Raw genomic sequence first — 24821 nt, forward strand, 5'->3', positions numbered from 1 at the left:
ATGCCACCGCCTATTTTTTGATATTTTTTCTATTGTACTCGCAAACGGGCGTTTCGTCATGTCCTTTTTTCTTTTTGGTCTATTTTTAAACGAAGAAATTGTAAAGACTTTTCGATAATTGTGTTTTCCATGAAGAAAATAGTTCTTCCTATGCTAAAATAGCTATATGTTTTATTATTGGAGGAACCCATGAAATTACGAGGATTTGAAATTATTACAGCATATAGAGAAAAAAGCATCACCTTGCCTCAACGTGCCACCCATCATGCGGCTGGTTACGACTTTGAAGCAGCGGAAGAAATCGTGGTGCCAAGCATTTGGAAAGCGGGCGTGATCGACGGGGTCAAAGCGCTTTTTGCAAAAGAGACCGCAAAACAATTGAAGCCAACCTTGGTTCCCACGGGGATCAAAGCCTATATGGGGGAAGACGAGTATTTGCAGCTGACAAATCGTTCCAGCAATCCTTTGAAACGTTTCTTAGTCTTGACGAATGGTGTCGGCGTCATCGACAGCGATTACTATGACAATCCAGATAATGAAGGGCATATCATGTTTCAGTTTACCAATTTCGGCCCCACAGATGTCGTCATTAAAAAAGGCGAACGGATCGGCCAAGGAATTTTCTTGCCGTTCTTAAAAGCTGATCAAGATACAACCACTGCCAGCCGAACCGGCGGCTTTGGCTCCTCGAATCAGTAAATCCTGCCTGGGGGTCTGTTTGATAGAAGTAGTGGAGGAGATCAATGGCAAAAAAAGCAAAAAGTCAATTTGTCTGTCAAAATTGCGGGTATAGTTCCCCTAAATATTTAGGGAAATGCCCCAATTGCGGCAGCTGGAATTCAATGGTGGAAGAAGTGATCCAAGAAACCGCCGATCGTCGAGTACGTACGACATTGACGGGGCAAAAGATGCAGCCGACGAAAATCGCCGATGTCGTACCGAAAAAAGAACCGCGGGTCCAAACGAAACTCGCTGAGTTGAATCGCGTCTTAGGTGGTGGCGTGGTCCCAGGCTCCTTGATTTTGATCGGTGGGGATCCAGGGATCGGAAAATCGACGCTGCTCTTGCAAGTTTCCCAGCAATTAGCAGCGATCGGCGGGACGGTCTTGTATGTGTCAGGAGAAGAAAGTGCCGAGCAGATCAAAATGCGGGCGCAGCGCTTAGGCGCCATTGACACGGAATTTTATCTCTATGGGGAAACGGACATGTCAGAGATCAGTAAAGCGATCGAAAACATCCGCCCAGATTATGTGATCATCGATTCGATCCAAACCATGACCCAACCGGATATCACCAGCGTGGCAGGCAGTGTCAGCCAAGTGCGAGAAACGACCGCAGAATTGCTGAAAATCGCCAAAACCAATGGCATCGCCATCTTTATCGTTGGCCACGTGACGAAGGAAGGCTCGATCGCAGGACCGCGGATGCTGGAGCATATGGTGGATACCGTCTTGTATTTCGAAGGCGAAAAGCACCATAGTTTTCGAATTTTGCGGGCCGTCAAAAACCGCTTTGGGTCCACCAATGAGATCGGGATTTTTGAAATGGAAGAAGGCGGGTTGAAAGAAGTCGCCAATCCGTCACAAGTCTTTTTGGAAGAACGCTTAGAAGGCGCAACCGGATCGGCGATCGTAGTGGCAATGGAAGGCAGTCGGCCAATCTTGGTGGAGATCCAAGCACTGGTCACGCCAACGATGTTCGGCAATGCCAAACGCACGACGACGGGGCTAGACTTCAACCGCGTCTCGCTGATCATGGCGGTTTTAGAAAAACGGGCAGGCTTGCTGCTGCAAAATCAAGATGCCTACTTAAAAGCAGCCGGCGGGGTCAAATTAAATGAACCTGCGATCGATTTAGCGATCGCTGTTAGTATCGCGTCTAGCTACAAAGAAAAAGGCACCAGCCCGACGGAGTGTTTTATCGGTGAAATTGGCTTGACGGGTGAGATTCGCCGAGTCAACGCGATCGAGCAACGGGTCAAAGAGGTGCAAAAACTAGGTTTTACGAAAGTTTATTTGCCGAAAAATAATCTGACTGGCTGGCAGCCGCCCAAAGGCATCGAAGTCGAAGGCGTGTCTACCTTAGCCGAAACCTTGCGGAAAGTCTTCCGTTAAAGTGGAGTCAATGCAAGAGCAAGGGGCAATCGCCTCTCCTCTTGCCCTGACGCTGCTGATTCATTCGTTTGAACCAACCGACCGACAGCCGCTGACTGGCGGAAGGAGCCTGTCTGGCAGCACGGATTTTTGAACAAAAGAAACCTACTGGAGTATGGAGGAACATGTATGCAGAAACGAGTCATTACCGCACTAATGGTACTTGCCGGAGCAAGTCTGGGGATCTCACTGATGCCTATCGCATGGCAAGCCATTGGGCAAACCCAAAATGAATGGCTGAATAATAACATCACTAATAGTTTGCTTGGAGCCCTTATTTTCTTTTTATTATCTTTACTATTAGCGAAATATATTGCAGCCGGTATTCGCAAAATTGAAGAAAAACTAAGCGAATTGAGCTTAACCTATCTCTTGTTTGGCGCAATTGGTTCGATCATCGGTCTGATGATCGGTGTGATCGTGTCGATTCCTTTTTACAATTGGGATATTCCTTTTATCAACGGGATCGCCCCAATCTTAGTGATGGTCCTGTTAGGGTATCTCGGTTTTCAGATCGGGACGACACGGATCGATGAATGGAAAAAAGTCTTTGCCCCGAAAAATAAAAAGGCAGAGCCTCAAGAGCAAGATGAACAGCAGATGCTAGAAAGAAAAATCGCGGATCATTTCCACAAATACAAAATTTTGGATACCAGCGTGATCATTGATGGCCGGATCTATGATATTGCCAAAACCGGCTTTTTGGAAGGCGTCCTGCTAATCCCGAATTTCGTTTTGTATGAATTGCAATACATCGCAGATTCTGGCGATAGTTTGAAACGGGTCCGGGGCCGTCGCGGCTTGGATATTTTGAATGCTTTGCAAAAAGAAGAAGGCATCGCAGTTGAGATGTACGAAGGCGATTTTGAAGACATTTCCGAAGTCGACAGCAAGCTGATCAAGTTAGCGAAATTGCTGGATGGTGTCGTTGTGACTAATGACTACAATTTAAACAAAGTTTCTGAATTTCAAAATGTGCCGGTCTTGAATATCAATGCGTTGGCCAATGCGGTCAAACCAGTGGTGATTCCAGGAGAAAGCATGCACGTCTTAGTAGTGAAAGCTGGCACGGAGCGGCAGCAAGGGGTCGCTTATCTAGATGATGGGACGATGGTCGTGGTGGAAGATGGCCAGCATTACATGAACGAACATATCGAAGTGATCGTCACCAGCGCCTTGCAAACGGCAGCTGGGCGGATGATTTTTGCCAAACCAGCCCATTCTGGTCGCGGCATCGACAACAAAGAAGGATCAAAATCAGAGAAATAATCCTCGGCAGCTGGCGTAAAATATGCCAGCTGCCTTTACTAATTGGGTTATTGATTGTACAATTCAACTTGAGGGTTCTGTTTTTTACGCGGGTCTTTCCCACTAAACTGAACAATAAGCCCCAAGCAGCTTGGCTGGCTTGGAAATCAGATGAAGGAAGAGGAAAACAATGACAAAAGTACGTGTACGTTACGCGCCAAGTCCAACAGGACATTTACACATCGGGAATGCTCGGACGGCTTTATTCAATTATTTGTTTGCTCGTCACAATGACGGTGAATTTATTATCCGAATCGAAGACACCGATCAAAAAAGAAACATTGAAGATGGTGAAAAAAGCCAGCTTGAAAACTTGCAATGGTTAGGGATGGATTGGGACGAATCACCTGAAAATCCAGGGGAATATGGGCCGTATCGTCAATCAGAACGCGGCGATATCTACCAACCACTGATCGATCAATTGCTCGCAAGCAATCGTGCGTATAAGTGTTATTGTACGGAAGAAGAGTTGGAAGCCGAACGCGAAGGCCAAAGAACGCGTGGCGAAATGCCTCATTATGCAGGGAAATGTGCCAACTTAACACCGGAAGAGCAAGCCGAAAAAGAAGCACAAGGCTTGAAACCAGTGATTCGTTTCCGTGTCTCTCGCAATACTGAATACAAATTCCATGACATGGTCAAAGGCGAGATCGTTTTTGAATCAGATAATGTCGGTGGCGATTTTGTCATCCAAAAACGTGATGGCATGCCGACCTACAACTTTGCAGTAGCAGTGGATGACCATCATATGAAAATCACCCATGTGTTGCGTGGAGATGACCACATCGCCAACACACCAAAACAGTTGATGATCTATGAAGCATTTGGCTGGCAAGCACCGGAATTCGGTCACATGACGTTAATCATCAATAGCGAAACTGGGAAAAAATTAAGCAAACGGGACGAATCGATTCTGCAATTCATCGAGCAATACCGTGAATTGGGCTATTTGCCAGATGCTATGTTCAACTTTATTGCACTTTTAGGCTGGTCACCAGTTGGGGAGGAAGAAATTTTCTCTCAAGAAGAATTGATCAAAATCTTTGATCCTGAACGGTTGAGTAAATCACCAGCTGCCTTCGATGCCAAGAAATTGGAATGGGTCAATAACCAATACATGAAACTAATGGATTTGGATGAATTGACGGCAATGTGCGTTCCTTACTTGGTAAAAGCTGGCCGCATCGAAGAAACATTGACCGAAGAAAAAGTTGCTTGGTTGAAAAAAATCGTATCCTTGTATCAACCACAAATGAGTTTTGCGGCTCAAATCGTCGATCTTTCGGAATTGTTCTTCGAAGAACATCCTGAATTAGATGATGCAGCCAAAGAAGTCTTGGCAGGGGAAACCGTACCGACGGTTTTAACAGCCTTTAAAGAAAAATTGCTGGCGATGCCAGTCGTTGAAGCTGCAGCAGTCAAAGCAGCTATCAAGGAGATCCAAAAAGAAACAGGCATCAAAGGCAAGAATTTATTCATGCCGATCCGAGTGGCAGTCTCAGGCCAAACCCATGGACCAGAACTACCGGATACCGTTGAATTATTAGGGAAAGAAAAAGCCCTTGATCATTTGAATAACGTGTTATAAACACAGCGAATAGACGAAGTACTAGCCGATTTTTTTCAGAGAGGCCACGGAAGGTGAGAGTGGTCAAAAAAGGCTAGGAAATGCACCTAGGAGTGGCTTTGGCGCAAGTCAAAGACGAAGCAGCGGACGTTACCCGCTTGAAGGCAGTGCCGAACTGCGAACAAAAGTGGGACCACGCAAAAAAGCGTCTTTTGAATAAGGAAACTTATTTGAAAGACGCTTTTTTCGTATCAAGAAGTTTGGATAAAGCAGGTGAGAAGATGACTTGGTTCAAAAAAGCAATTGCGGCAACAAAAAAACACGATCCGTCGGTGCGATCAACGTTGGAGATCATCATCACGTATCCGGGATTCCATGCCTTATTTTGGCATCGTTGGGCGCACTTTTTGTTTCAGCATCGCTGGTATTTTTTGGCAAAACTGACGGCCCAGTTTTGGCGTTTCTTGACCGGGATCGAGATTCATCCTGGTGCCCAGATCGGCCAAGGGGTCTTTATCGATCATGGGATGGGGGTCGTGATTGGGGAAACGGCGATCATTGAAGATGATGTCGTCTTGTTTCACGGAGTCACCCTGGGGGGAACCGGCAAAGAGCGGGGCAAGCGTCATCCCACGGTTAAAACCGGTGCGTTTCTCTCAGCCCATGCGCAGATCTTAGGTCCTGTCACGATCGGTGAATATGCAAAGATCGGCGCCAATGCAGTGGTTTTGAAGGATATCCCCGCAGAAGCAACTGCTGTCGGCATCCCGGCAAAGATCGTTCGAATCAAAGGAAAGAAGGTTACCCACGATGATTAAAATCTATAATACGCTGACACGAGAAAAAGAAGTGTTTCAGCCATTGGAAGAAAAGAAAGTAAAAATGTATGTTTGCGGACCCACCGTCTATAACTATATCCATATCGGGAATGGCCGCAGTACTGTTTCATTTGATACCGTACGTCGTTATTTCGAATACCGCGGCTATACAGTGGACTATTTGATGAATTTTACCGATGTCGATGATAAAATCATTCGTGCAGCAAAAGAATTAGGTACGACGGCCCCAGAAGTGGCAGAGCGTTTTATCAACGCCTTCAATGAAGATACTGCAGCGCTGAATGTCAAACCTGCTACGATGAATCCTCGTGTGATGGATCATATTGAAGACATCATTGCCTTTATTGCTGCTCTTGTAGAAAAAGGCTATGCCTATCCAGTCAATGGCGATGTTTATTACCGTACCCGTAAATTTGCTCACTATGGGCAATTAAGCGACCAATCCATCGACGAGCTGGAAGTCGGCGCAAGCCAGCGAACCGGTGAAGAACAAAAAATCAAGGAAGATCCGTTGGATTTTGCTTTGTGGAAAGCGGCAAAAGGCGATGAGATCGCTTGGGAATCTCCTTGGGGAGCCGGCCGTCCCGGCTGGCATATCGAATGCTCGGTGATGGCGACCAAACACCTAGGCGAGACCATCGATATTCATGGAGGCGGACAAGACTTGACCTTCCCTCATCATGAAAATGAGATCGCCCAAAGCGAGGCAAAAACCGGCAAGACCTTTGCCAACTATTGGATGCATAATGGCTATGTGACGATCGGTGAAGACGAAGAAAAAATGAGTAAGTCGCTGGGCAACTTCGTCACGGTGCATGAGATGGTCAAAAAAGTTGATCCACAGGTGCTGCGTTTCTTTTTGGCAACGACTCAGTACCGCCGACCAATCAAATACAGCGAGACTACCTTGCATGAAGCACAAACCAATCTGCAAAAATTGCGTACGACCTATGAAAATGCCAAATTCCGCTTGAATAGCAGTCACTATCAAGCCAGCGATGAGGAAGTCAATGCACCGGTTCTGGAAGAATTTGAAGAACGTTTCATCAAAGAAATGGACGATGATTTCAACGCGGCTAATGGGATCACAGTGGTCTATGAATTGGCGAAGTGGCTGAACTTAGCTAGCGAAGACCCAGAAACAGACTTGGCTTTATTAACCGCTGGATTAGCCAAGTTCAGCGAATGGCTGACGATTTTCGGGATTTATTTTGTATCAGAAGAATTGCTAGATGAAGAAATCGAACAGCTGATCAATGAACGAATCGCCGCCCGCAAAGCCAAAGATTTTGCCCGCAGCGACCAAATCCGTGATGAGTTGAAAGAACAAGGGATCATCTTAGAAGATACCCCGCAAGGAACCCGATGGAGACGAGAAGTATGAGAGATTATAAACAATTGAATGGTTTGGCATTGGCCTATGTGGGGGATGCGGTCTATGAAGTCTATATTCGCGATTATTTAGTCGCCCAAGGCCAAACCCGACCAAACCAACTGCACCATATGGCGACCCACTATGTATCTGCCAAGGCCCAAGCAGCGTTGATCCAAAAGATGTTGGATGAAGAGATCTTGACCGAAGAAGAACATGATTTTTATCGTCGCGGCCGTAATAGTAAAAGTCATACGGGTGCCAAAAATGCCGATGTCACGACGTATCGCATCGCTACTGGCTTTGAATCGCTGATCGGGTATTTGCACCTCACGCAGCAAAAAGAACGCTTAGACGAGCTGGTAGACTGGTGTATAAAGAAAGTAGGAGAAGAAGATGCGAGAAAAACCGCAAAGAAAGCGTCCAAATAAAAAAACAGCTGGCCAATCAGAAGCCAGAAAAGAAAATAGACCGGATCGCCGCAAAGAAGCCGAGGGAGAAGCCATCGAAGATAATTTTGTCTTTGGCTATCATGCGGTTGCTGAAGCCTTGAAAGAAGGGCGAGGCAACAAGCTGTTTCTTTCTGAAGAGGCAAGGGGAGAAAAGATCGATCGTCTGAAAGAAATGGCACGGGAACAGGCAGTTCCTGTCAAATGGGTGCCAAAACAAAAGCTGGATACGATGAGTGACCAAGGGGTCCATCAAGGCATGATCTTGGCGATCACCCCTTACCAGTATTTGACCTTGGATGAATTGTTGGCCCAAACGAAAGAACAGCCGCTGTATCTGATTTTAGATAATCTAGAAGATCCCCATAATTTCGGCTCCATCATGCGAACCGCTGATGCCAGCGGCGTAGACGGGATCATCATTCCGAAACACCGTGCGGTGGGGATCACGCCGATCGTGGTGAAAACATCGACCGGCGCAGTGGAACATATCCCTGTGGCTCGAGTGACCAACTTGACCCAAGCAGTCCAGCAGCTGAAAAAAGCTGGTTTTTGGATCTTCGGTACTGATATGAGCGGCAGTGATTACCGTACATGGAATGCCCAAGGGGCGGTCGGTTTGATCATCGGTAACGAAGGTCGCGGCATGGGGGAAGGTTTGAAAAAAGAAGTGGATCAAATGCTGACGATCCCAATGACCGGGCACGTGCAGAGCTTGAACGCCAGTGTGGCGGCAGGCTTGTTGATGTATCAGGCCTTTACTAGCCGAAATGGGGCATCCCAATGAAAACCCCTTTGCTGATCGTGGATGGCTACAATATGATTGGCGCTTGGCCGGAGCTGGTTCTTTTGAAAAATCAGGACCGTTTAGAAGATGCGAGAGAAGCTTTGCTGAACCGGCTATCGAATTATGCAAAATATGAAGGCTTGAGAATCATCGTTGTTTTTGATGCCCAACTGGTGCCTGGTGTGACACAAAGTTACACCAAATATCAGCTGGAAGTTATTTTTACCGAAGAAGGAGAGACCGCCGACAGCTACATTGAACGAATCGCTGGTGAGTTAAACAATCGATTGACGCAAGTCACCGTCGCTACCAGCGATTTAGCCGAACAGTGGGTGATCTTCTCTCAAGGTGCTTTGCGAACTTCGGCACGGGAATTGTACAAAAGCGTGGAAAAAACAGAAAAAGACATCCACGAGCATCAAACCGATTTGCGGTTTGAAAATTTCCGGCGCAATTCCCCTTGGTCACCGGAACAATTAGCTGAACTTGAAAAGAAATTGCGCGACCTTAGTTAGGGACAAAGTTGGTCTGGTAAATTAGAAGATGTCCCAGCCATTTATGATACGCTCCTTTTGTAGCAAATGAAGCAAAAACAAAAGGAGTGATATCGATGCGCAGGGAAGAAGGACAAGTATCACACCCTTCTGATAGATTTGAAGAGTTGTTCAGAAAATATCGACCGATCGTTGAGATTTTGCATAAAAAATATTATCTGCGGGATTATGACTTAGATGATTGGCTGCAAGAAGGCCGGATCGTTTTTAATAAGTGTCTAAAGACTTACGATCAGGACAAAGGAACGACGCTGGGTATCTTGTTTAAGCGATCCTTTGAAAACCGTATCTGCAGCTTGTTGCGGGCGCAGCATGCCCAAAAACGCAAAGCCCAAGTCGATGCCTGCTCGCTGGAAGAAAAGCTTTCACAAGAAGGCAATCGGTTTTTGACCGATCATAATCGCTGTGCGGAAACTGCAGAGACCTATTTGTTTGTTAATGAATCGTTGGTAGAGTATCCGAAAAGTTTATCGTCTTTAGAAAGAATGGTTATAATGAATTATTTAAAAGGATTAGAACTTGATCAGATTGCGGCTCAAGAAAAGCTGTCTTACGAAAAAATAAAAAGCGCTTTCAGCCGCGGTGGGACAAAATTGATAGCGCTTATCAAAGACGTTTAACAAAAATCTTATTGAAAGTAGAATTATTTTATGGTAAACTTGAAATTTTCTGCATTTCGTGGTATAATGATGCTCGAGGTGAATGCGATGCCAACAACTTTAGCTACAATCAAGAAAGATTTAGAAGGCCGTATCGGTAGTGAGATTATGCTAGTTGCTCAGACTGGACGTAAGCGTCAAACTGAACGTCGCGGCGTTTTGACAGAAACTTATCCTTCAGTTTTTGTTGTAGATTTGGATCCAAACGAGAATTCATTCGAGCGGGTTTCTTATAGTTATTCAGATATTTTAACCAGAACTGTTGAGATTGAATTTTTATCGGAAGCTGTTTGAAACAAAAAGAGTTGACACTTTGTTGACTCTTTTTTGGTTCAACAAGATAAGGAGTGATGGGATGGCGTTTTTTCTAAAAGAGTTAGGGGAAATGACTGGGGTGGAGTTTTATCAACTTGCCCGTTTGCGCACAGCAGTTTTTGTGGTGGAACAAGCGTGTGCGTATCAGGAGATCGATGTGATCGATGCACAGGCCAAACATTTATGGGCCCTTGATGAGGACGGGCAGGTCGTTTCATACGCCCGTATTTTCCAGCAGGAACAAACGGTGCATTTTGGTCGGGTCATTGTGGCACCGGCATACCGGGGGCAAAAAGAAGGCCATCGTCTGATCAAAGAAGTTTTGCATCGCATTGAGCAGTGTTATCCGGCTTTGCCTATTGAGATCGAAGCACAAGCCCACTTAGAAAAATTCTACGGCCAGTATGGCTTTAAAACCATTACACCGCCTTTTTATGAAGACGGGATCCTGCATGTCGGGATGAAAAAAGAAGCAAGCACAGCGACTCTCTAGAGAGGTTCGCCGTGCTTGCTTCTTTTAGCGCTATGATTGATGGATCGGATGAATCCGAATTGCTTCTTTTGTCCTTAATGACAAAGAGCCGGTTTCTTATCTGATCGTATCGTCCAATGATGTTGGACGTGGATCAACGGTGTTGGCAGTAGGCGTTTGCGCTTTTAAAAGATCACGAATCTCTTCTAAATAATCCTCTGCAGTGATTTCTGGTACTTCGTCTTCCTCAGGTTGTTGTTTCAGATTGCGTAATTTGTTCACTGCTTTGACAATCAAGAACAAGACAAATGCGGTAATCAAGAACGTAATAATGGCAGTGATGACGCGGCCAAAATCAAAGACTACATTTTTGGCGGGTTCAACGACCAAGCCAGAAAAGGCATCGGCGTTACCGAAGAGTGATAAGATCCATGAAACCAATGGTGTCAGCAATCCTTCAACTAAACTAGTGACGATTGCGGTGAAGGCACTCCCGATCACGACCCCGATCGCCAAGTCAATGACGTTTCCTCGTAAAATAAATTCTTTAAATTCTTTAATCATCCTGTATCCTCCCTTCTAAATCTTACTGACAGTATAGCGAAAAATGCAAGATTTATAAAAAAAAACGCTCGCTGCAGCAGGTTTGATCAATGAGCCAAGGAGAAAGTTTGTCAGCTATGCTATAATTGAAGAGATAATTTTGCTTCTAGAAGGGGTGTCACATGTCTATTGAATTAAAAAAAGGTGTTCGGTTAACGGTGCTGCCGACCAAAAAGTATAAAACGATCCGTTTTTTCGTTCGGTTCACTGCACCATTGCAGGCCGAAATGACCGCCAAACGGACTTTATTGACTAGTTTATTAGAAACGACTAGTTTGGCTTATCCGACGCAGACCGCATTTAGCAGTCAACTGGCGGAGCTTTACGGTGCCAGCTTTGGAATGAATGTCAACAAACGGGGCAATCTGCATCAAATCAATGCAGCGATGTCCTTTGTCAACGGGAAGTATGTGTCAGATGAAGCAGTCTTGCCGCAAGCAGCCGCTTTTTTAGCAGAAGTTTTGTTCCATCCGAATGCCCACGAGGAGCAATTTGAGGAAAAGAACTTTACCATCGAAAAGCACAACTTGATCGCCTATATGAACAGCGTGGCAGAAGATAAGCAAGCATTGGCTTCTTTAGGGCTGCAAGAGTTGTATTTCGAAAACGATCAGAATCAGAAGTATCCGAGCTTTGGCCGTCCCCAAGACTTAGAAGCTGTGACCGCAAAAGAGCTTTACCAAACCTATCGCTCAATGATGGACAATGACCAAATCGATCTTTTTGTGATCGGCGATGTGGTTGAATCAGAAGTCGCGGAGATTTTCCAGAACATGGCCTTTACCGATCGGCCAGACCAAGCAATACCGGTCTTTTATCAGCAAGCGGCGGAAAATATCATTCGCGAGAAAATCTTGCGGGAACCAATCATTCAAGCCAAATTGAACTTAGGCTATCATACTGGCGTGTATTATGACCAAGCCGAGCGGATCGCCTTTATGGTCTTCAACGGGTTGTTTGGCGGATTCCCTCATTCAAAACTGTTTATGAATGTCCGAGAGAAAGAAAGTTTGGCTTATTATGCTTCCAGCAGTATCGATACGTTTCGCGGGTACTTGTCGGTCCAAACAGGAATCGACGGCAAAAACCGCGACAAGGTCTTCAAATTGATCGAACAACAGCTGCAAAGCTTGCAGCGTGGCGAAGTCACAGCGGAAGAACTGGCACAAACAAAAGCGATGTTGAAAAACCAGTACTTGCTTTCGTTGGATAACCCACAAGCACTGATCGAAACAGCCTATCTGAATCAGTGGGTACCGAATACGAAAATGACGGAAGATGAATTTATGCAGAAATTGGCTCAAGTGACCGTAGCAGATGTCCAAGCATTGGCCAAAAACGTGTCCTTGCAAGCTGTATTCTTCCTGGATAAGGAGACGACCCATGAATAAAAAAGTCTATCAGCAAATCAATGAGACCCTTTATGAAGAAGTATTGCCAAACGGCTTGAAAGTTTATTTGCTGCCAAAAGCCGATTTCCATAAAACTTACGGACTTTTCAGTACGAACTATGGCTCTGTCGACAATCATTTCGGGTTTTCACCCGAAGCATTGCATCAAGTTCCAGATGGCATTGCCCATTTTCTAGAGCACAAACTGTTTGAAAAAGAAGACGGCGATGTCTTTCAAACCTTTGGTCAGCAGGGGGCTTCTGCCAATGCCTTTACCAGTTTCACGAAAACCAGCTACCTTTTTTCGGCAACCGATCAAATCAAGCTGAACCTTGAAACGTTGATTGATTTCGTTCAAGCCCCGTATTTCACAGAAGAAACCGTTGAAAAAGAAAAAGGGATCATTGGCCAAGAAATCCAAATGTATGATGACGATCCGAACTGGCAGCAGTTTTTCGGCATCATCAAAAATTTGTATCCGAAGCACCCCCTGCATATCGATATCGCTGGTACGGTGGAAAGCATTGCGCAGATCACCGCAGAAGACTTGTATCTTTGCTACAATACCTTCTATCACCCAAGCAACATGACACTTTTTGTGGTAGGCAACATCGATCCGGAAGAAACGATGGCGTGGATTCGGACCAATCAAGCGGCCAAGACCTTTCCAGAAACGCAAGCGATCATTCGCCAGTTTCCTGAAGAAACCTTTGCCGATATTCAAGCAGAATCAAGTCTTACCATGCCAGTGACACGTGCTAAAGGCGTGTTAGGGATCAAAGGGGACTTGAACAAACTGCCGGAATCAGGAAGAGAGCTCTTACGCTTCAAAAATGCGTTGAACCTTTTCTGCCAATTGGTTTTAGGCAATACTTCCGCCAATTATTTGCGTCTGTATGATCAAGGCATCATCGATGACACGTTTGGATTTGAAGTGAACTTGGATCGCGGCTTTTACTTTGCCGATTTCTCGGGGGATTCTGAAGAGCCAAAAGAAATGTTGGCAGAGATCGAAGCGATCTTAATGAATTTCCAGCACGACCCAGAGATTAATGAAGAAAACTTGACGTTATTGAAGAAGAAAATGCTAGGGAAATATTTCCAATCACTGAACTCATTGGAGTTTATTGCAAACCAGTTTACCCAAAGCTTATTCGGTGAAACGACGCTCTTTGATCTACCGGAGGTGATCCAATCGATCACTTTGGAAGATGTTCAGCAAGCGGCTCGTTCCTTTATCGATCCTAAAGCGTTTAGCCGTTTTTACATGTATCCAACGGAAAAAGCCTAAGCGAAGGCTGGTTTTGTCAAACAGCTGTCATTTAAGCGACACTGAATGATTCAAGGAGGAAGGCCCAACAGCTCAAGGGCTGCCCACCTCCTAGATCATTCAGTGTTTTCTTTTTGCGTCAAAGGGTGGTTTTTTCTTGCATTTTGATGCCAATTTGGCGAAAAGTATTAAAATTTGTTTGCGAGTTGTGGTTAGGCTATCCTCAGACTTTTTCTTTTATGGTATTCTTTAATTATTGAAGCAAAATCTTTTTTTGTTTTTTTGCAAAAAATCACGGAAAAAATGTTATATTTAGTAGACGGCGCGCCCAGATGGAAATCGGCGTGACGGAGTTTTTTTTATTGACTGATACAGGGAACCCCTGTTTTAAAATGATAGAGCAGCTTTGCTGACCTTACGACAAGCAGCGAAGCGATTTTAGGGCTTTTTTTAAAGATGAATAAAAGACTGGAGTAGATGATCGAGTGGCCAACGAAACAACGATTGGAGCAAAATTACGGCAAGCCCGTTTAGATAAGAACATTTCATTGATTGAATTACAACAAATGACAAAGATCCAAAAACGCTATTTAGAAGCAATTGAAGCGGAGCGTTTTGATCAATTGCCAGGCACTTTTTATGTCCGCGCGTTTATTCGCCAATATGCAGCAGCGGTTGGAGAAGACGGCGACAAATTGGTGGCCGTTTTTGATGGCAAAGATACGTTAGACGCCCCCTTACCAAAAAGACCGCAGCCTGAAACCGTCAGCGGCTCACGAAAAGCACAGCACGTAGAAGAAAAAAGCGGCTCATTTGTTGTCCGCTATTTGCCGATGATTTTATTAGGTCTGGTTGCCATTACGATCGTGAGTATCGTGGGCTACATGGCTTGGCAAGACCGTAATACAACACCGATGATCCAAGGGAGTTCTTCTCTCGTGGTAGAAAATTCGGCGTCTACAGCTTCCACCACGACAAGTACGGAAGAAACCAGTACTTCGAGTGAAGCGACGGAGTCATCAAGTACGACGGAATCCAGCGAAGCGAAAATGACGATGACGGCTAGCGATTCCACGCAATCGTCGATCACGATCACGATGAAAGATGCGGAAAACCCTATTGAATTGGCATTTACTGGGCTAGATGCTTCTTGTTGGGTCGGTGTACAAGTTGACAATGCTTATGTGTACCAATACACTCTACAAGCAGGGGAAACGCAATCAATGACGCTGCCAGAAGGCGCCACGAATGCGACTTTGACCCTGGGCGCAAGCCAAAATATCTCCATCAAGGCCAATGGACAGGAAGTGGACTTTTCTGATCCGCAATTTGAATTGTTACAAAAGACGGTCCGTCTCGTGATTGAATACCAAGACGATGCGGCATAAATCTGACAAATGCGCCTTATTGAGGTATCATTAGCTAAAAAGTTATCTGTTGCACCCGACTGGTGAAAAGCAGAAGTAGTGGCATGATTTGCCGTTATTTCGTACAATAGTCGGCAGAGAGGAGTCTATTTCGTGAATTTACCCAATCAATTAACTGTATTACGGATCATTATGATCCCCATCTTTATTTTGGTCTTGGTTTTGCCGATCGATCTTGGCACGATGACCGTTGGTACGACACAATTAGAAAACACGCACCTTATTGCAGCGATCCTTTTTGCGGCAGCCAGCATTACGGACTGGCTAGATGGCAAGATCGCTCGTTCCAGAGGCCTTGTTACCAACTTCGGGAAGTTTGCTGACCCGTTAGCAGATAAAATGCTCGTCATGACGGCTTTTATCATGCTGGTCGAATTAGACAAAGCCCCAGGCTGGGTAGTTTCGATCATCGTTTGCCGTGAGTTGGCAGTGACAGGTTTACGCTTGTTGTTAGTGGAACAAAGTGGCGAAGTCATGGCTGCTGCGTGGCCGGGGAAAATCAAAACCGCGACACAAATGGTTGCGATCATTTTCTTGTTCTTGAACAACATTCCCTTTTCAATGATCGGTTTACCTGTCGATCAAATCATGTTGTATCTATGCTTGATCTTTACGATCTATTCCGGGGTCGATTATTTCATAAAAAATACGAATGTTTTTAAAGATTCTATGTAAAATTTCTAGATCTAGATAAAGAAGCGATAAAAACAAGGATACAAGTCACGAAAGTTCAGAAGTTTTCTGGACTTTTTTTGTCAATATGAAAGACTTTTACGTATCTGATAAATGAAGGAGTAAACGAATGAAAGCAGAAATTATTGCAGTCGGGACCGAATTACTTTTAGGACAGGTGGTGAATACGAACGCGACCTTCTTGTCAGAAGAACTGGCAAGTCTAGGGATCGATGTTTTTTATCATAGTGTTGTCGGGGACAACCCCAATCGCTTAGAGGAATTGCTGACGATCGCCGACAAACGCAGCGACTTGATCGTGCTGTGCGGCGGCTTAGGGCCCACCGACGATGACTTGACGAAACAAGTCACTGCCCGCCATGTGGGACAGGAATTAGTGCGAGATGAACCAGGTTATCACCAATTGAAAGCCTTCTTTGAAAACAGTCAACGGAGGATGACGGAAAACAATTTGCGGCAGACCTTAGTCTTCAAAGACGGTGAGTCTTTGCCAAATCCCAATGGACTAGCGATCGGGATCTTTTATCAGACAGCCGCTACCAGTTATTTGCTGCTGCCGGGACCGCCAAGTGAACTGCAGGCGATGTTTCTTACCCACGCAAAACCACTTCTGTTAGAGCAGTTTCCCCAAGAAGAAGTCTTGCTTTCTCGCGTTTTGCGCTATTACGGGATCGGGGAATCGGCGTTGGTCACAGAATTGGCCGATTTGATCGAGAATCAAGTCAATCCCACCATTGCTCCTTATGCCAAACCCAATGAGGTCACGTTGCGTCTGACGGTCAAAACCGCAGACGAGGCGCAAGGGATCAAACAATTGGATGCATTAGAAGAAACCGTCCAAGCACGGGTCGGTGCGTATTTCTATGGATATGGGGAACAAAATTCGCTGGCAGAAACAGTCGTCGAGCTACTGATCGAGAAAAAGAAAACCGTCACCGCAGCGGAAAGTTTGACCGCTGGTTTGTTCCAAGCGACCCTAGGAGGGATTCCTGGCGTCTCTGAGGTGTTTCCCGGTGGGTTCGTGACATATTCTGCTGGAACAAAAAGCAAGCTCTTAGGCATCGATCCAGCGCTTTTAGAAAGCTATGGGACTGTTAGTCAGGAATGTGCGGAAGCAATGGCCGTCTATGCCCGCAAACAAGCAGAGACCGATTATGCGGTGGCGTTTACTGGTGTTGCTGGTCCGGACGAACTAGAAGGCCAGCCCAAAGGCACTGTTTGGATCGCCTTAGCTTCTGACAAAGGCGTCTCGAGCCAGCTGTATCACTTCAACCGCGACCGCGCCTATATTCGGCATAGTGCTGTCATGGCAGGCTTAAATCAAATACGTAAGGAATTATTAAATTAATGCGAATGTTTGTTCGTTTTTTCTTGCAATTTCCCTTCAGAAGGACTATTATTATCTTATGAACGACACACGAAAGTGATGAATATAAGGAGGATTATCCGTTTGGCAGATGATCGTAAAGCAGCCTTAGATGCTGCACTAAAGAAGATTGAAAAGAACTATGGTAAAGGTGCCATCATGAAGCTTGGCGAAAAAGTTGATCAACAAATTTCAACGATCCCAAGTGGTTCATTGGCCTTGGATGTTGCATTAGGTGTAGGTGGTTACCCACGAGGACGGATCGTAGAAGTTTACGGCCCAGAAAGTTCTGGTAAAACGACAGTTGCTTTACATGCCATTGCGGAAGTCCAAAAAAATGGCGGAACAGCAGCATTTATCGATGCCGAACATGCGTTAGATCCTCAGTATGCGCAAAAATTAGGCGTAAATATCGATGATCTTTTGTTATCACAACCAGATACAGGGGAACAAGGATTAGAGATCGCTGACGCCTTAGTTTCAAGTGGTGCGGTTGATATCGTAGTTATTGACTCGGTAGCAGCTTTAGTCCCACGGGCGGAGATCGATGGTGAAATGGGTGATACCCACGTTGGTTTGCAAGCTCGTTTGATGTCACAAGCATTACGGAAACTTTCTGGTTCCATCAACAAAACGAAAACGATCGCGATCTTTATCAACCAAATTCGCGAAAAAGTTGGGATCATGTTTGGGAATCCAGAAACGACACCTGGTGGACGTGCGTTGAAATTCTATTCAACCATCCGTTTGGAAGTACGTCGTGCTGAGCAATTGAAATCCGGTACAGATATCATCGGGAACCGCACGAAGATCAAAGTAGTCAAAAACAAAGTAGCGCCACCATTTAAAGTAGCAGAAGTCGACATGATGTATGGTCAAGGGATTTCCCAAGAAGGCGAACTGCTGGATATGGCCGTGGAACAAGATATCGTCGATAAAAGCGGTGCGTGGTATGCCTATAAAGGGGATCGTATCGGTCAAGGTCGTGAAAACGCCAAAAACTATATGCGTGAACACCAAGAAATGATGCTAGAAGTTTCTGCTCGCGTCCGCGATGCTTACGGGATTGGAACAGGAGAGACCGTAACCCTCGAGGAAGCGCAAGAAGAATTACCATTAGACGAATAAGTCTTGAAAAAGCCAAACAACCTCGTTGTTTGGCTTTTTTGTGGCTTTTTGCTAGATTCATCTATTGTTGAAAAAACATCCGTAAAAAGGAAGGGTTGCGAAAGTTTACTTTATTATTTAAAGTTGACACTCTTGTGTTCAAACATTAGAATAAACGTATGTGGATTTCCACATAAGAAGTAGCGAATTGATAATTTTGTTATCCTTTGTTAATCAAAATTACAAAATATTTAAAAAGATAGTATGGAGGTGGATTCATTGGAACTACTTTACATTCTCCTCGCTATCATCGGTTTAATTGTCGGTCTTGGATTAGGAGTTTATGTGACGAAATCTCGTCATGAGAAAGAAATCAACGGCGCCCAAAATTCTGCAGCTGGAATTATCGAAAGCGCTAAGAAAGAAGCAGAAACTCTTAAAAAAGAAGCATTGTTAGAAGCTAAGGAAGAAAATCAGAAGTATCGGTCAGAGATTGAAAGTGAGTTGAAAGAAAGCAAACTTGATTTAAAATCACAAGAAAATCGTTTACTCCAAAGAGAACAAGTACTTGATCGTAAGGACGATTCTTTGGAAAAACGAGAACGCTCACTTGAAGATAAAGAAGGCAGACTTAGTGAGAAACAACAATTAATTGACGAGCGAGAAAAAGAAGTAGAAAACTTAATCGATGGACAACAGAAAGAATTAGAGCGCATCGCCGCGCTGTCTAGAGATGAAGCAAAAGAGTTGATCATGAAATCAACGGAAGAGGAATTGAACCATGAATTAACGATCATGGTCAAAGAATCTGAACAGCGTGCGAAGGAAGAAGCAGATCGAAAAGCAAAAAATCTCTTGTCCCTAGCAATCCAACGTTGTGCCGCAGACCAAGTGTCTGAAACCACGGTATCGGTCGTATCATTACCAAATGATGAGATGAAAGGTCGAATCATCGGAAGAGAAGGTCGGAACATTCGGACCCTTGAAACATTGACAGGGATCGATTTGATCATCGATGACACGCCAGAAGCAGTCGTCTTATCAGGATTTGATCCGATTCGCCGTGAAATTGCTCGTATGACCCTTGAAAAACTGATTCAAGACGGCCGGATCCATCCAGCTCGAATTGAAGAAATGGTCGAAAAATCTCGGAAAGAAATGGATGAGCATATTCGTGAATATGGGGAACAAGCAGCCTTTGAAGTCGGTGCTCACACCCTTCATCCAGACTTGATCAAGATTTTAGGTCGTTTGCGTTTCCGTACCAGCTACGGACAAAACGTCTTGAACCACTCGATCGAAGTCGCAAAACTAACCGGTGTTCTTGCCGCAGAATTAGGCGAAGATATTCAGTTAGCCAAACGTGCCGGACTCTTGCATGATATCGGGAAAGCCCTTGACCATGAAATCGAAGGCTCTCACGTTGAGATCGGGGCTGAGTTAGCTGCCAAATACAAAGAAAATGGTGTGGTGATCAATGCGATCGCTTCTCACCATGGAGATGTTGAAGCAACATCGGTTATCTCTGTTTTAGTTGCAGCCGCAGATGCCTTGTCAGCAGCCCGTCCAGGTGCCCGCAGCGAATCATTGGAAAATTATATTCGCCGCTTGCAAAACCTAGAAAATATCGCCAACGGCTTCAAAGGTGTCGATTCCAGTTTTGCCGTCCAAGCCGGACGTGAAGTCCGTGTAATGGTCAAACCAGAAGAGATTTCTGATTTGGATGCTGTACGATTGGTTCGCGACATCCGCAAGAAGATCGAAGACGATTTGGATTACCCAGGTCATATCAAAGTAACCGTTATTCGCGAGACCCGCGCAACGGATTACGCCAAATAGCAAGCAAAAGCAGTATCCTCTCAGAGGGTACTGCTTTTTTTGTGTGGCTGACTGTTAATAAGGACGACTGAGTTGTTCAAAATCAACTGTGCTTTTCATCAGTCCCATAAATGATTGAGCCTTTTTTGTTCGTCGGCAGCCAAACGCCGGGAAAGCAAAAGGATGAATCGTTAGCGACAGAGGCGAAAAGAGGAAGGATCGATCCAGCATCATCTCGAGAGGGGGGGATTGAAAGATAAAACAGACCCAGACTTCTCGGTGAAGTCTAGGTCTGTTTTGTCTTTTTCACGTCTATACGTCCATCAAATCTTGCGTCGACGGGCAAAGTCCACAAAGCGGAATTTATCCAGTCGGTGGATCGATTCGGTGTATTCAAAACAGCGCGTGTCTTCTAGATACACGAGGCTGCGAACCGTAACGACATGCTGATCTTCAGGACGCAGATCCATTAGATCCCGCAATTCTTTGTTGACGGGGTCAACAGTGATTTCTTTTTGTGCATAAGCGATCTCAAGGCCAAGATCATTTTCAAAGTAATCAAAAATCGATACTTTCGCTCGGTTTTCTGGCAACTCTTCGATGATAGAAGCATCAAGGTAATCTTTATCCAAAATCACCACTTCTCCATCGATTCTCCGCTGACGGATCAGTTTCCATGCCTCAGAAGCGACAGGCCAACCAGTGGTCTCGTGCAGCTTTGGCGAAACGGCGATCTTACGGATCTCGACAACCTTTGTTTCACTAGGAATGCGTTGGGTATCTTGCAGCTCACGAAAACTCGTCAAGCCGGAAATTGGGAAATCAAAGCGATTCAAGTCTAAAACGATCGAACCTTTCCCTTGTTTCTTTTGGATATAACCAGCATCCCGCAATAAATTCAATGCCTTACGGACAGTCTCGCGGGAGACACCATAAGTTTTGATCAATTGGTTTTCGCTAGGCAGCAAAGAATGCGGAGGGTATTCGTTTGCTAGAATTTTTTGTTCTAAATCTAAAAATATCTCTTTGAACTTGTTCATCGGATTGCCCCCTCTTTGGCTATTATAGCGAGGCCAATTTGGAAATGCAATCGACTATTTCGCCAAAAGTTCGTCAATGTTTAGATCCGTCAATTTTTCAACGATCACATCTGCACCGTGTAGTTCTTCTCCTGAATAAACGCCTACCGCGTACATACCAGCAGCTTTGATGCCGTCGATCCCTGCTTGAGCATCTTCAAAGCCAACTGCTTCTGCCGGTTCAATGCCTAGTGCCAGCGCTGCTTGGATAAAGATTTCTGGATCTGGTTTGCCTTTTTTCAAGGTTGCTGGGTCAACGATCGTATCAAAGTCTTGCATGACACCTAGTTTGTCCAAAATAAACGGCGCATTCTTGGATGCCGAAGCGATGGCACAAGGAATATTTTTTGCTTTGGCTTCATCAAGGAACGTCTTTACCCCCGGCAATAGATCATCAGGAGTCAAGCTTTGTAATAATTGTACATAGTGGGTATTTTTCTTTGTCGCTAAGGCTTCTTTTTCGACTTCTGTGTAGGCATCATTTTTGTTGCCTAGTGTTAAGATTCGCTCTAAAGAATCCATGCGGCTAATGCCTTTTAACTGCTCATTGAATTTCAAATCGATCTCGATCCCAATCTCCGCAGCTAATTCTTTCCATGCGATGTAGTGGTATTTAGCTGTATCCGTGATAACGCCGTCTAAATCAAAAACAAATCCTTTTTTCATGTGTAACACTCCTTTTAGTAAGTAATCGTTGCTTCTTTCTTTGCTTCTAGAGAAACTTGCTGCCCATTCACTAAGATCGTGACTGGCTGATCAGCGGTGATCGTCAATGTTTCATGTGTAACATTCAATGCAAAGCGGGTGCCGCGAACTTCTAGCTGAAAGGCTAAGCTGTCCCAAGCTTTTGGCAAGTTTGGTGTGATCTGCAGTTGCTCTTCTCGAATATCAATCCCAGCAAAAGTGGTTAACGGAATAAACAACGTAGCGGCCATGACACCGGCGTGAATGCCTTCTGCCGTGGTCCCGCCTTGGATATCACGATAATCAGAAGAGAGGGCTTCTTGGTATAACGACCAAGCCAATTCCTGATCATCCACCATTGCCGCTAACTGAGCGTGAACGATCCGCGACAAAGTCGAGCCGTGGGAGGTGCGAGCCAAATAATAATGGAGATTTTTTTCAATATAGTCTGTTGGCAGTTGGTAAGAAAGATCCGCCAAAATTTGATTGACTTGCTCTTTTGAGAAATTATAGAAAATCATCAAACTATCGGCTTGTTTCGCGACTTTGTAGCTGTCAGCACTCTTGCCTTCAGCGTTTAGGATGCGATCCATCCGATAAATGTTGCCATATTTCTCTTTATAATGGGCCCAATCCAGATCTTCCAACTGGAAGTACCCTTCAAACTGTGCGATGATGCCTTCGTGATCGATCTCTAAGCCTAATTTGGTACGAATATCTGCCATAGCAGCAATATCCGCTGGGGTTAAAGCCGTTTTCTCCAATACTGCTTGGAAGCTCTCTGCTGATAGTTGTTGTTGGAGGTTCTCGATCTCTTCAAACAACCATACTACCATCATATTGGTATAGGCGTTGTTTTTCAAGCCGCCTTGTTCACTATTTGGGTAGCTTTCATGAAATTCATCTGGTCCCATGACTTTATCGATAAAGTAACGTTGAGCAGTATCATCCCAGGTGGCAGCACTTTGCCAGAAATGGGCGACTTCTAACATCAATTCTAATCCATATTGTTCCATAAAGGGACGGTCTTGTGTGTTGTGCCAATATTGCCAAATGTTATAAGCGATCGCTAAGGAGACGTGGCGCTGCAAGCGACTGTGGTCTTCTTTCCATTCGCCGCTGATAGGGTTCAAATGCAGTTCTTGGGATTGCTCACTGCCATCCAAGCCTGATTGCCATGGGAACATGGCGCCTTGGTAACCGGCTTTTTGGGCGTCTTTTTTGGCAGCAGCTAAGCGGCGGTAGCGATACAGCAAAATTTCTTTGGCGGTGTCAGGAAAATGTAGAATGTAAAAGGGTAAGATAAACAGTTCATCCCAGAAAATATGACCGCGATAGGCTTCACCATGTAGGCCACGGGCAGTGATACTGGCATCTAAGGACTCCTGATAAGCATTCGGTGCTGCGGAGACCAGCAGATGATACGTATGCAGATTCAGCATTTTTTGCGACATCAAGTCACCAGTGACTTCGATGGCCGCTTTCGCCCATAATTCAGCCCAGGCTTGTTTTGAGGCGGTATACATCGTCGCAAAATCAGGTAATGCTAAGGAAGAAAACGTAAATGCCGGTTGCGGATCCTCTTGCCGATAAGCGGCAGCAGTGACTGATTTTTCGACCCGATAAGTTTGTCCATCCGTCACCTCAAGGGCTACTTGCTGACGGACGAGCTGGTCGTTTGTTTCAGCGTGCAGCTCAGCCAATGGCAGGTCCTTTGAAAACAGTTCAGAGGATTGGACAACGGTAATCTGTGATTGGTTAGTGGTGACCACTAAATGCGCTTTGTTTTGTTCAGCTGCTGTCTCTTTCACGGTCAAATGCTGGTTGGTTAAGCTACGGTAACGAGCGACGTTATAGTTATAGACCGATCCGTCGGCTTCACTGACGAAAGTAACGGTGCCGGAAAAGTTCAGCGGGGTAAACTGATAGACCAAGCTATATTGGTGAACGTCTTGCATATTGGCGATTTTCTTCGTTTCGATTCGCAGACGCTTTTGTTTTTTTGTTTCAATTTCTGCCACTGATTGGAACAAGCCGGTCTTCAGATCTAATGTCCGTTTAAAGGAAAGAAGCTGATTGTTGGCAATGTCGATCACTTCATCATCGATCTTCACGTACATTTTTTGCAGATTCGGTGCATTGACGAAGTCTTCATTGCTGATGGTATGACCAGAAACATCCGATTCTACCGTATTGTAAAGACTTGCTAAATACAGCCCTGGATAGTTCGCTTCACAAATGGTCATCTCAGGCGTCGTGCCTCGCAGCCCTAGATAGCCGTTGCCGACGGTTAAAAGTGACTCCACCGAGTATTCATCTTTACCAGGGGTGTAGCCATAGTATTCGAGGTTCCAAGGAATTTCAGCACTTTTTTCTTCATACTGTTCTTTCGTGGTGCAAACAAAGGGACGATTCAATTTTTCTGTCAACCATTGGTCCAGTGAAAAAGTCCCTTCTTCATTCGTAAACACCAGCGATTCAGAGACGATCCCGCCACCTTCCATTTTCTGCAGCTGCGCGGTCAGTGCAGCAACTCGTTCACTGTCTGTCCCAGAAAACGGATAGGTCGTACCGGTTTGATCCGTTAACAGCCATTCTTCCTTAGACAATATAATCGTATTCACAATAGTTGTCCTCCTTTAAACTTGTCTATACATGCAAGATGATTATAACGTAATTTGTAAGCTATTTCAATTTATCTCACCTGTTTTTTTATTCTTTTTTGTTAAATAAACAGTAAATAAAGTCATTGGCAATATTATTTTATATTAATCAAATATTTTAAAAAACGTTTATTTATTAAGGTTTTAATACGGTACCTTTTCTATTCACTTGTATTGTTTGTAGAAAAAGTGAAAAAAATTGGTTTGAAACGCTTGCAATATCAAAACTATCAAGTTATGATTAG

Annotated in this window: 24 protein-coding genes and 1 other annotated feature; of the genes, 20 read left to right on the forward strand and 4 right to left on the reverse strand. The window is 44.8% G+C overall.

Annotation, left to right across the window (positions count from 1 at the left end; translation table 11 throughout):
* Nucleotides 1-189: 189 nt before the first annotated feature.
* The 13 genes from IGJ12_RS00105 to IGJ12_RS00165 all read left to right on the forward strand — a co-directional run bounded on the left by IGJ12_RS00105 (nucleotide 190) and on the right by IGJ12_RS00165 (nucleotide 10496).
* Complete coding sequence (locus IGJ12_RS00105) at nucleotides 190-699, forward strand: dUTP diphosphatase (RefSeq protein ID WP_060791698.1); 510 nt, start codon at nucleotides 190-192, stop codon at nucleotides 697-699.
* Between the two features lie 44 nt (nucleotides 700-743).
* Nucleotides 744-2114 carry a DNA repair protein RadA gene (gene radA, locus IGJ12_RS00110; RefSeq protein ID WP_005226394.1) on the forward strand — a complete coding sequence of 457 codons (1371 nt, stop codon included), beginning with the start codon at nucleotides 744-746 and terminating at the stop codon, nucleotides 2112-2114.
* A 1-nt stretch (nucleotide 2115) separates the two neighbouring features.
* Nucleotides 2116-2247, forward strand: coding sequence for a hypothetical protein (locus IGJ12_RS00115; RefSeq protein ID WP_254907872.1), 132 nt, complete (start codon nucleotides 2116-2118; stop codon nucleotides 2245-2247).
* A gap of 35 nt (nucleotides 2248-2282) precedes the next feature.
* Entirely contained in the window at nucleotides 2283-3422 is a 1140-nt protein-coding gene (locus IGJ12_RS00120; RefSeq protein WP_005232908.1) for a PIN/TRAM domain-containing protein, read from the forward strand.
* Nucleotides 3423-3591: 169 nt separating this feature from the next.
* Nucleotides 3592-5049 carry a glutamate--tRNA ligase gene (gene gltX, locus IGJ12_RS00125; protein WP_430619228.1) on the forward strand — a complete coding sequence of 486 codons (1458 nt, stop codon included), beginning with the start codon at nucleotides 3592-3594 and terminating at the stop codon, nucleotides 5047-5049.
* Nucleotides 5046-5244: a binding site (T-box leader), on the forward strand. (Overlaps the previous gene by 4 nt.)
* Before the next feature lie 65 nt (nucleotides 5245-5309).
* Nucleotides 5310-5846, forward strand: coding sequence for a serine O-acetyltransferase EpsC (gene epsC / locus IGJ12_RS00130; protein WP_034872105.1), 537 nt, complete (start codon nucleotides 5310-5312; stop codon nucleotides 5844-5846).
* Nucleotides 5839-7251 (forward strand): cysteine--tRNA ligase, encoded by a 1413-nt coding sequence (gene cysS, locus IGJ12_RS00135; RefSeq protein ID WP_005232905.1) that lies wholly within the window; start codon nucleotides 5839-5841, stop codon nucleotides 7249-7251. Before epsC ends, cysS begins: the two co-directional genes overlap by 8 nt.
* A complete protein-coding gene (locus tag IGJ12_RS00140) occupies nucleotides 7248-7670 on the forward strand; it encodes a Mini-ribonuclease 3 (RefSeq protein ID WP_005232904.1) in 423 nt (140 codons plus the stop codon). Before cysS ends, IGJ12_RS00140 begins: the two co-directional genes overlap by 4 nt.
* Nucleotides 7636-8475, forward strand: a complete 840-nt coding sequence (gene rlmB, locus IGJ12_RS00145) for a 23S rRNA (guanosine(2251)-2'-O)-methyltransferase RlmB (RefSeq protein ID WP_005232903.1) — start codon at nucleotides 7636-7638, stop codon at nucleotides 8473-8475. The genes IGJ12_RS00140 and rlmB overlap by 35 nt, the downstream gene beginning before the upstream one ends.
* Nucleotides 8472-8990 (forward strand): NYN domain-containing protein, encoded by a 519-nt coding sequence (locus IGJ12_RS00150; protein ID WP_005232902.1) that lies wholly within the window; start codon nucleotides 8472-8474, stop codon nucleotides 8988-8990. The genes rlmB and IGJ12_RS00150 overlap by 4 nt, the downstream gene beginning before the upstream one ends.
* Before the next feature lie 95 nt (nucleotides 8991-9085).
* The gene (locus IGJ12_RS00155; RefSeq protein WP_430619229.1) at nucleotides 9086-9649 is read left to right on the forward strand and encodes a sigma-70 family RNA polymerase sigma factor; all 564 of its coding nucleotides are present in this window, start codon (nucleotides 9086-9088) and stop codon (nucleotides 9647-9649) included.
* A gap of 87 nt (nucleotides 9650-9736) precedes the next feature.
* On the forward strand, nucleotides 9737-9982 hold the full coding sequence (locus tag IGJ12_RS00160) for a Veg family protein (protein ID WP_005226417.1): 246 nt from the start codon (nucleotides 9737-9739) through the stop codon (nucleotides 9980-9982).
* 61 nt (nucleotides 9983-10043) lie between these two features.
* A complete protein-coding gene (locus IGJ12_RS00165; protein WP_086298923.1) occupies nucleotides 10044-10496 on the forward strand; it encodes a GNAT family N-acetyltransferase in 453 nt (150 codons plus the stop codon).
* Between the two features lie 96 nt (nucleotides 10497-10592).
* Here the strand turns inward: IGJ12_RS00165 and mscL are convergent, their stop codons facing one another.
* Complete coding sequence (mscL, locus tag IGJ12_RS00170; protein WP_429960303.1) at nucleotides 10593-11039, reverse strand: large conductance mechanosensitive channel protein MscL; 447 nt, start codon at nucleotides 11037-11039, stop codon at nucleotides 10593-10595.
* Nucleotides 11040-11200: 161 nt separating this feature from the next.
* Between mscL and yfmF the strand changes: the two genes are divergently transcribed.
* From yfmF to rny, 7 genes are all read left to right on the forward strand, one after another.
* Nucleotides 11201-12469, forward strand: a complete 1269-nt coding sequence (gene yfmF, locus IGJ12_RS00175; RefSeq protein WP_429960304.1) for an EF-P 5-aminopentanol modification-associated protein YfmF — start codon at nucleotides 11201-11203, stop codon at nucleotides 12467-12469.
* Nucleotides 12462-13760 carry an EF-P 5-aminopentanol modification-associated protein YfmH gene (gene yfmH, locus IGJ12_RS00180; RefSeq protein ID WP_005232896.1) on the forward strand — a complete coding sequence of 433 codons (1299 nt, stop codon included), beginning with the start codon at nucleotides 12462-12464 and terminating at the stop codon, nucleotides 13758-13760. The genes yfmF and yfmH overlap by 8 nt, the downstream gene beginning before the upstream one ends.
* A gap of 464 nt (nucleotides 13761-14224) precedes the next feature.
* On the forward strand, nucleotides 14225-15127 hold the full coding sequence (locus IGJ12_RS00185; RefSeq protein WP_005232895.1) for a helix-turn-helix domain-containing protein: 903 nt from the start codon (nucleotides 14225-14227) through the stop codon (nucleotides 15125-15127).
* Nucleotides 15128-15259: 132 nt separating this feature from the next.
* Nucleotides 15260-15841 (forward strand): CDP-diacylglycerol--glycerol-3-phosphate 3-phosphatidyltransferase, encoded by a 582-nt coding sequence (pgsA, locus tag IGJ12_RS00190; protein ID WP_005232894.1) that lies wholly within the window; start codon nucleotides 15260-15262, stop codon nucleotides 15839-15841.
* Nucleotides 15842-15968: 127 nt separating this feature from the next.
* Nucleotides 15969-17207 (forward strand): competence/damage-inducible protein A, encoded by a 1239-nt coding sequence (locus IGJ12_RS00195; protein ID WP_430619230.1) that lies wholly within the window; start codon nucleotides 15969-15971, stop codon nucleotides 17205-17207.
* Between the two features lie 102 nt (nucleotides 17208-17309).
* Nucleotides 17310-18353, forward strand: a complete 1044-nt coding sequence (gene recA / locus IGJ12_RS00200) for a recombinase RecA (protein ID WP_077453209.1) — start codon at nucleotides 17310-17312, stop codon at nucleotides 18351-18353.
* 243 nt (nucleotides 18354-18596) lie between these two features.
* Nucleotides 18597-20171: a ribonuclease Y gene (gene rny / locus IGJ12_RS00205; protein ID WP_005232891.1), complete on the forward strand. Its 1575-nt coding sequence runs from the start codon at nucleotides 18597-18599 to the stop codon at nucleotides 20169-20171.
* A gap of 302 nt (nucleotides 20172-20473) precedes the next feature.
* On the opposite strand, the gene treR is transcribed toward rny, so the two are convergent.
* From treR to IGJ12_RS00220, 3 genes are read right to left on the reverse strand one after another with little or no spacing between them, the layout of a single operon-like run.
* A complete protein-coding gene (gene treR, locus IGJ12_RS00210) occupies nucleotides 20474-21190 on the reverse strand; it encodes a trehalose operon repressor (protein ID WP_005226457.1) in 717 nt (238 codons plus the stop codon).
* 54 nt (nucleotides 21191-21244) lie between these two features.
* On the reverse strand, nucleotides 21245-21895 hold the full coding sequence (pgmB, locus tag IGJ12_RS00215) for a beta-phosphoglucomutase (protein WP_005232889.1): 651 nt from the start codon (nucleotides 21893-21895) through the stop codon (nucleotides 21245-21247).
* Nucleotides 21896-21909: 14 nt separating this feature from the next.
* Nucleotides 21910-24537 (reverse strand): glycoside hydrolase family 65 protein, encoded by a 2628-nt coding sequence (locus IGJ12_RS00220; RefSeq protein WP_061053524.1) that lies wholly within the window; start codon nucleotides 24535-24537, stop codon nucleotides 21910-21912.
* Nucleotides 24538-24821 lie beyond the last annotated feature (284 nt).

Source organism: Enterococcus sp. DIV0802b, from assembly GCF_050543535.1.
In the GTDB taxonomy this organism is placed as follows: Bacteria; Bacillota; Bacilli; order Lactobacillales; family Enterococcaceae; genus Enterococcus_D; species Enterococcus_D entomosocium.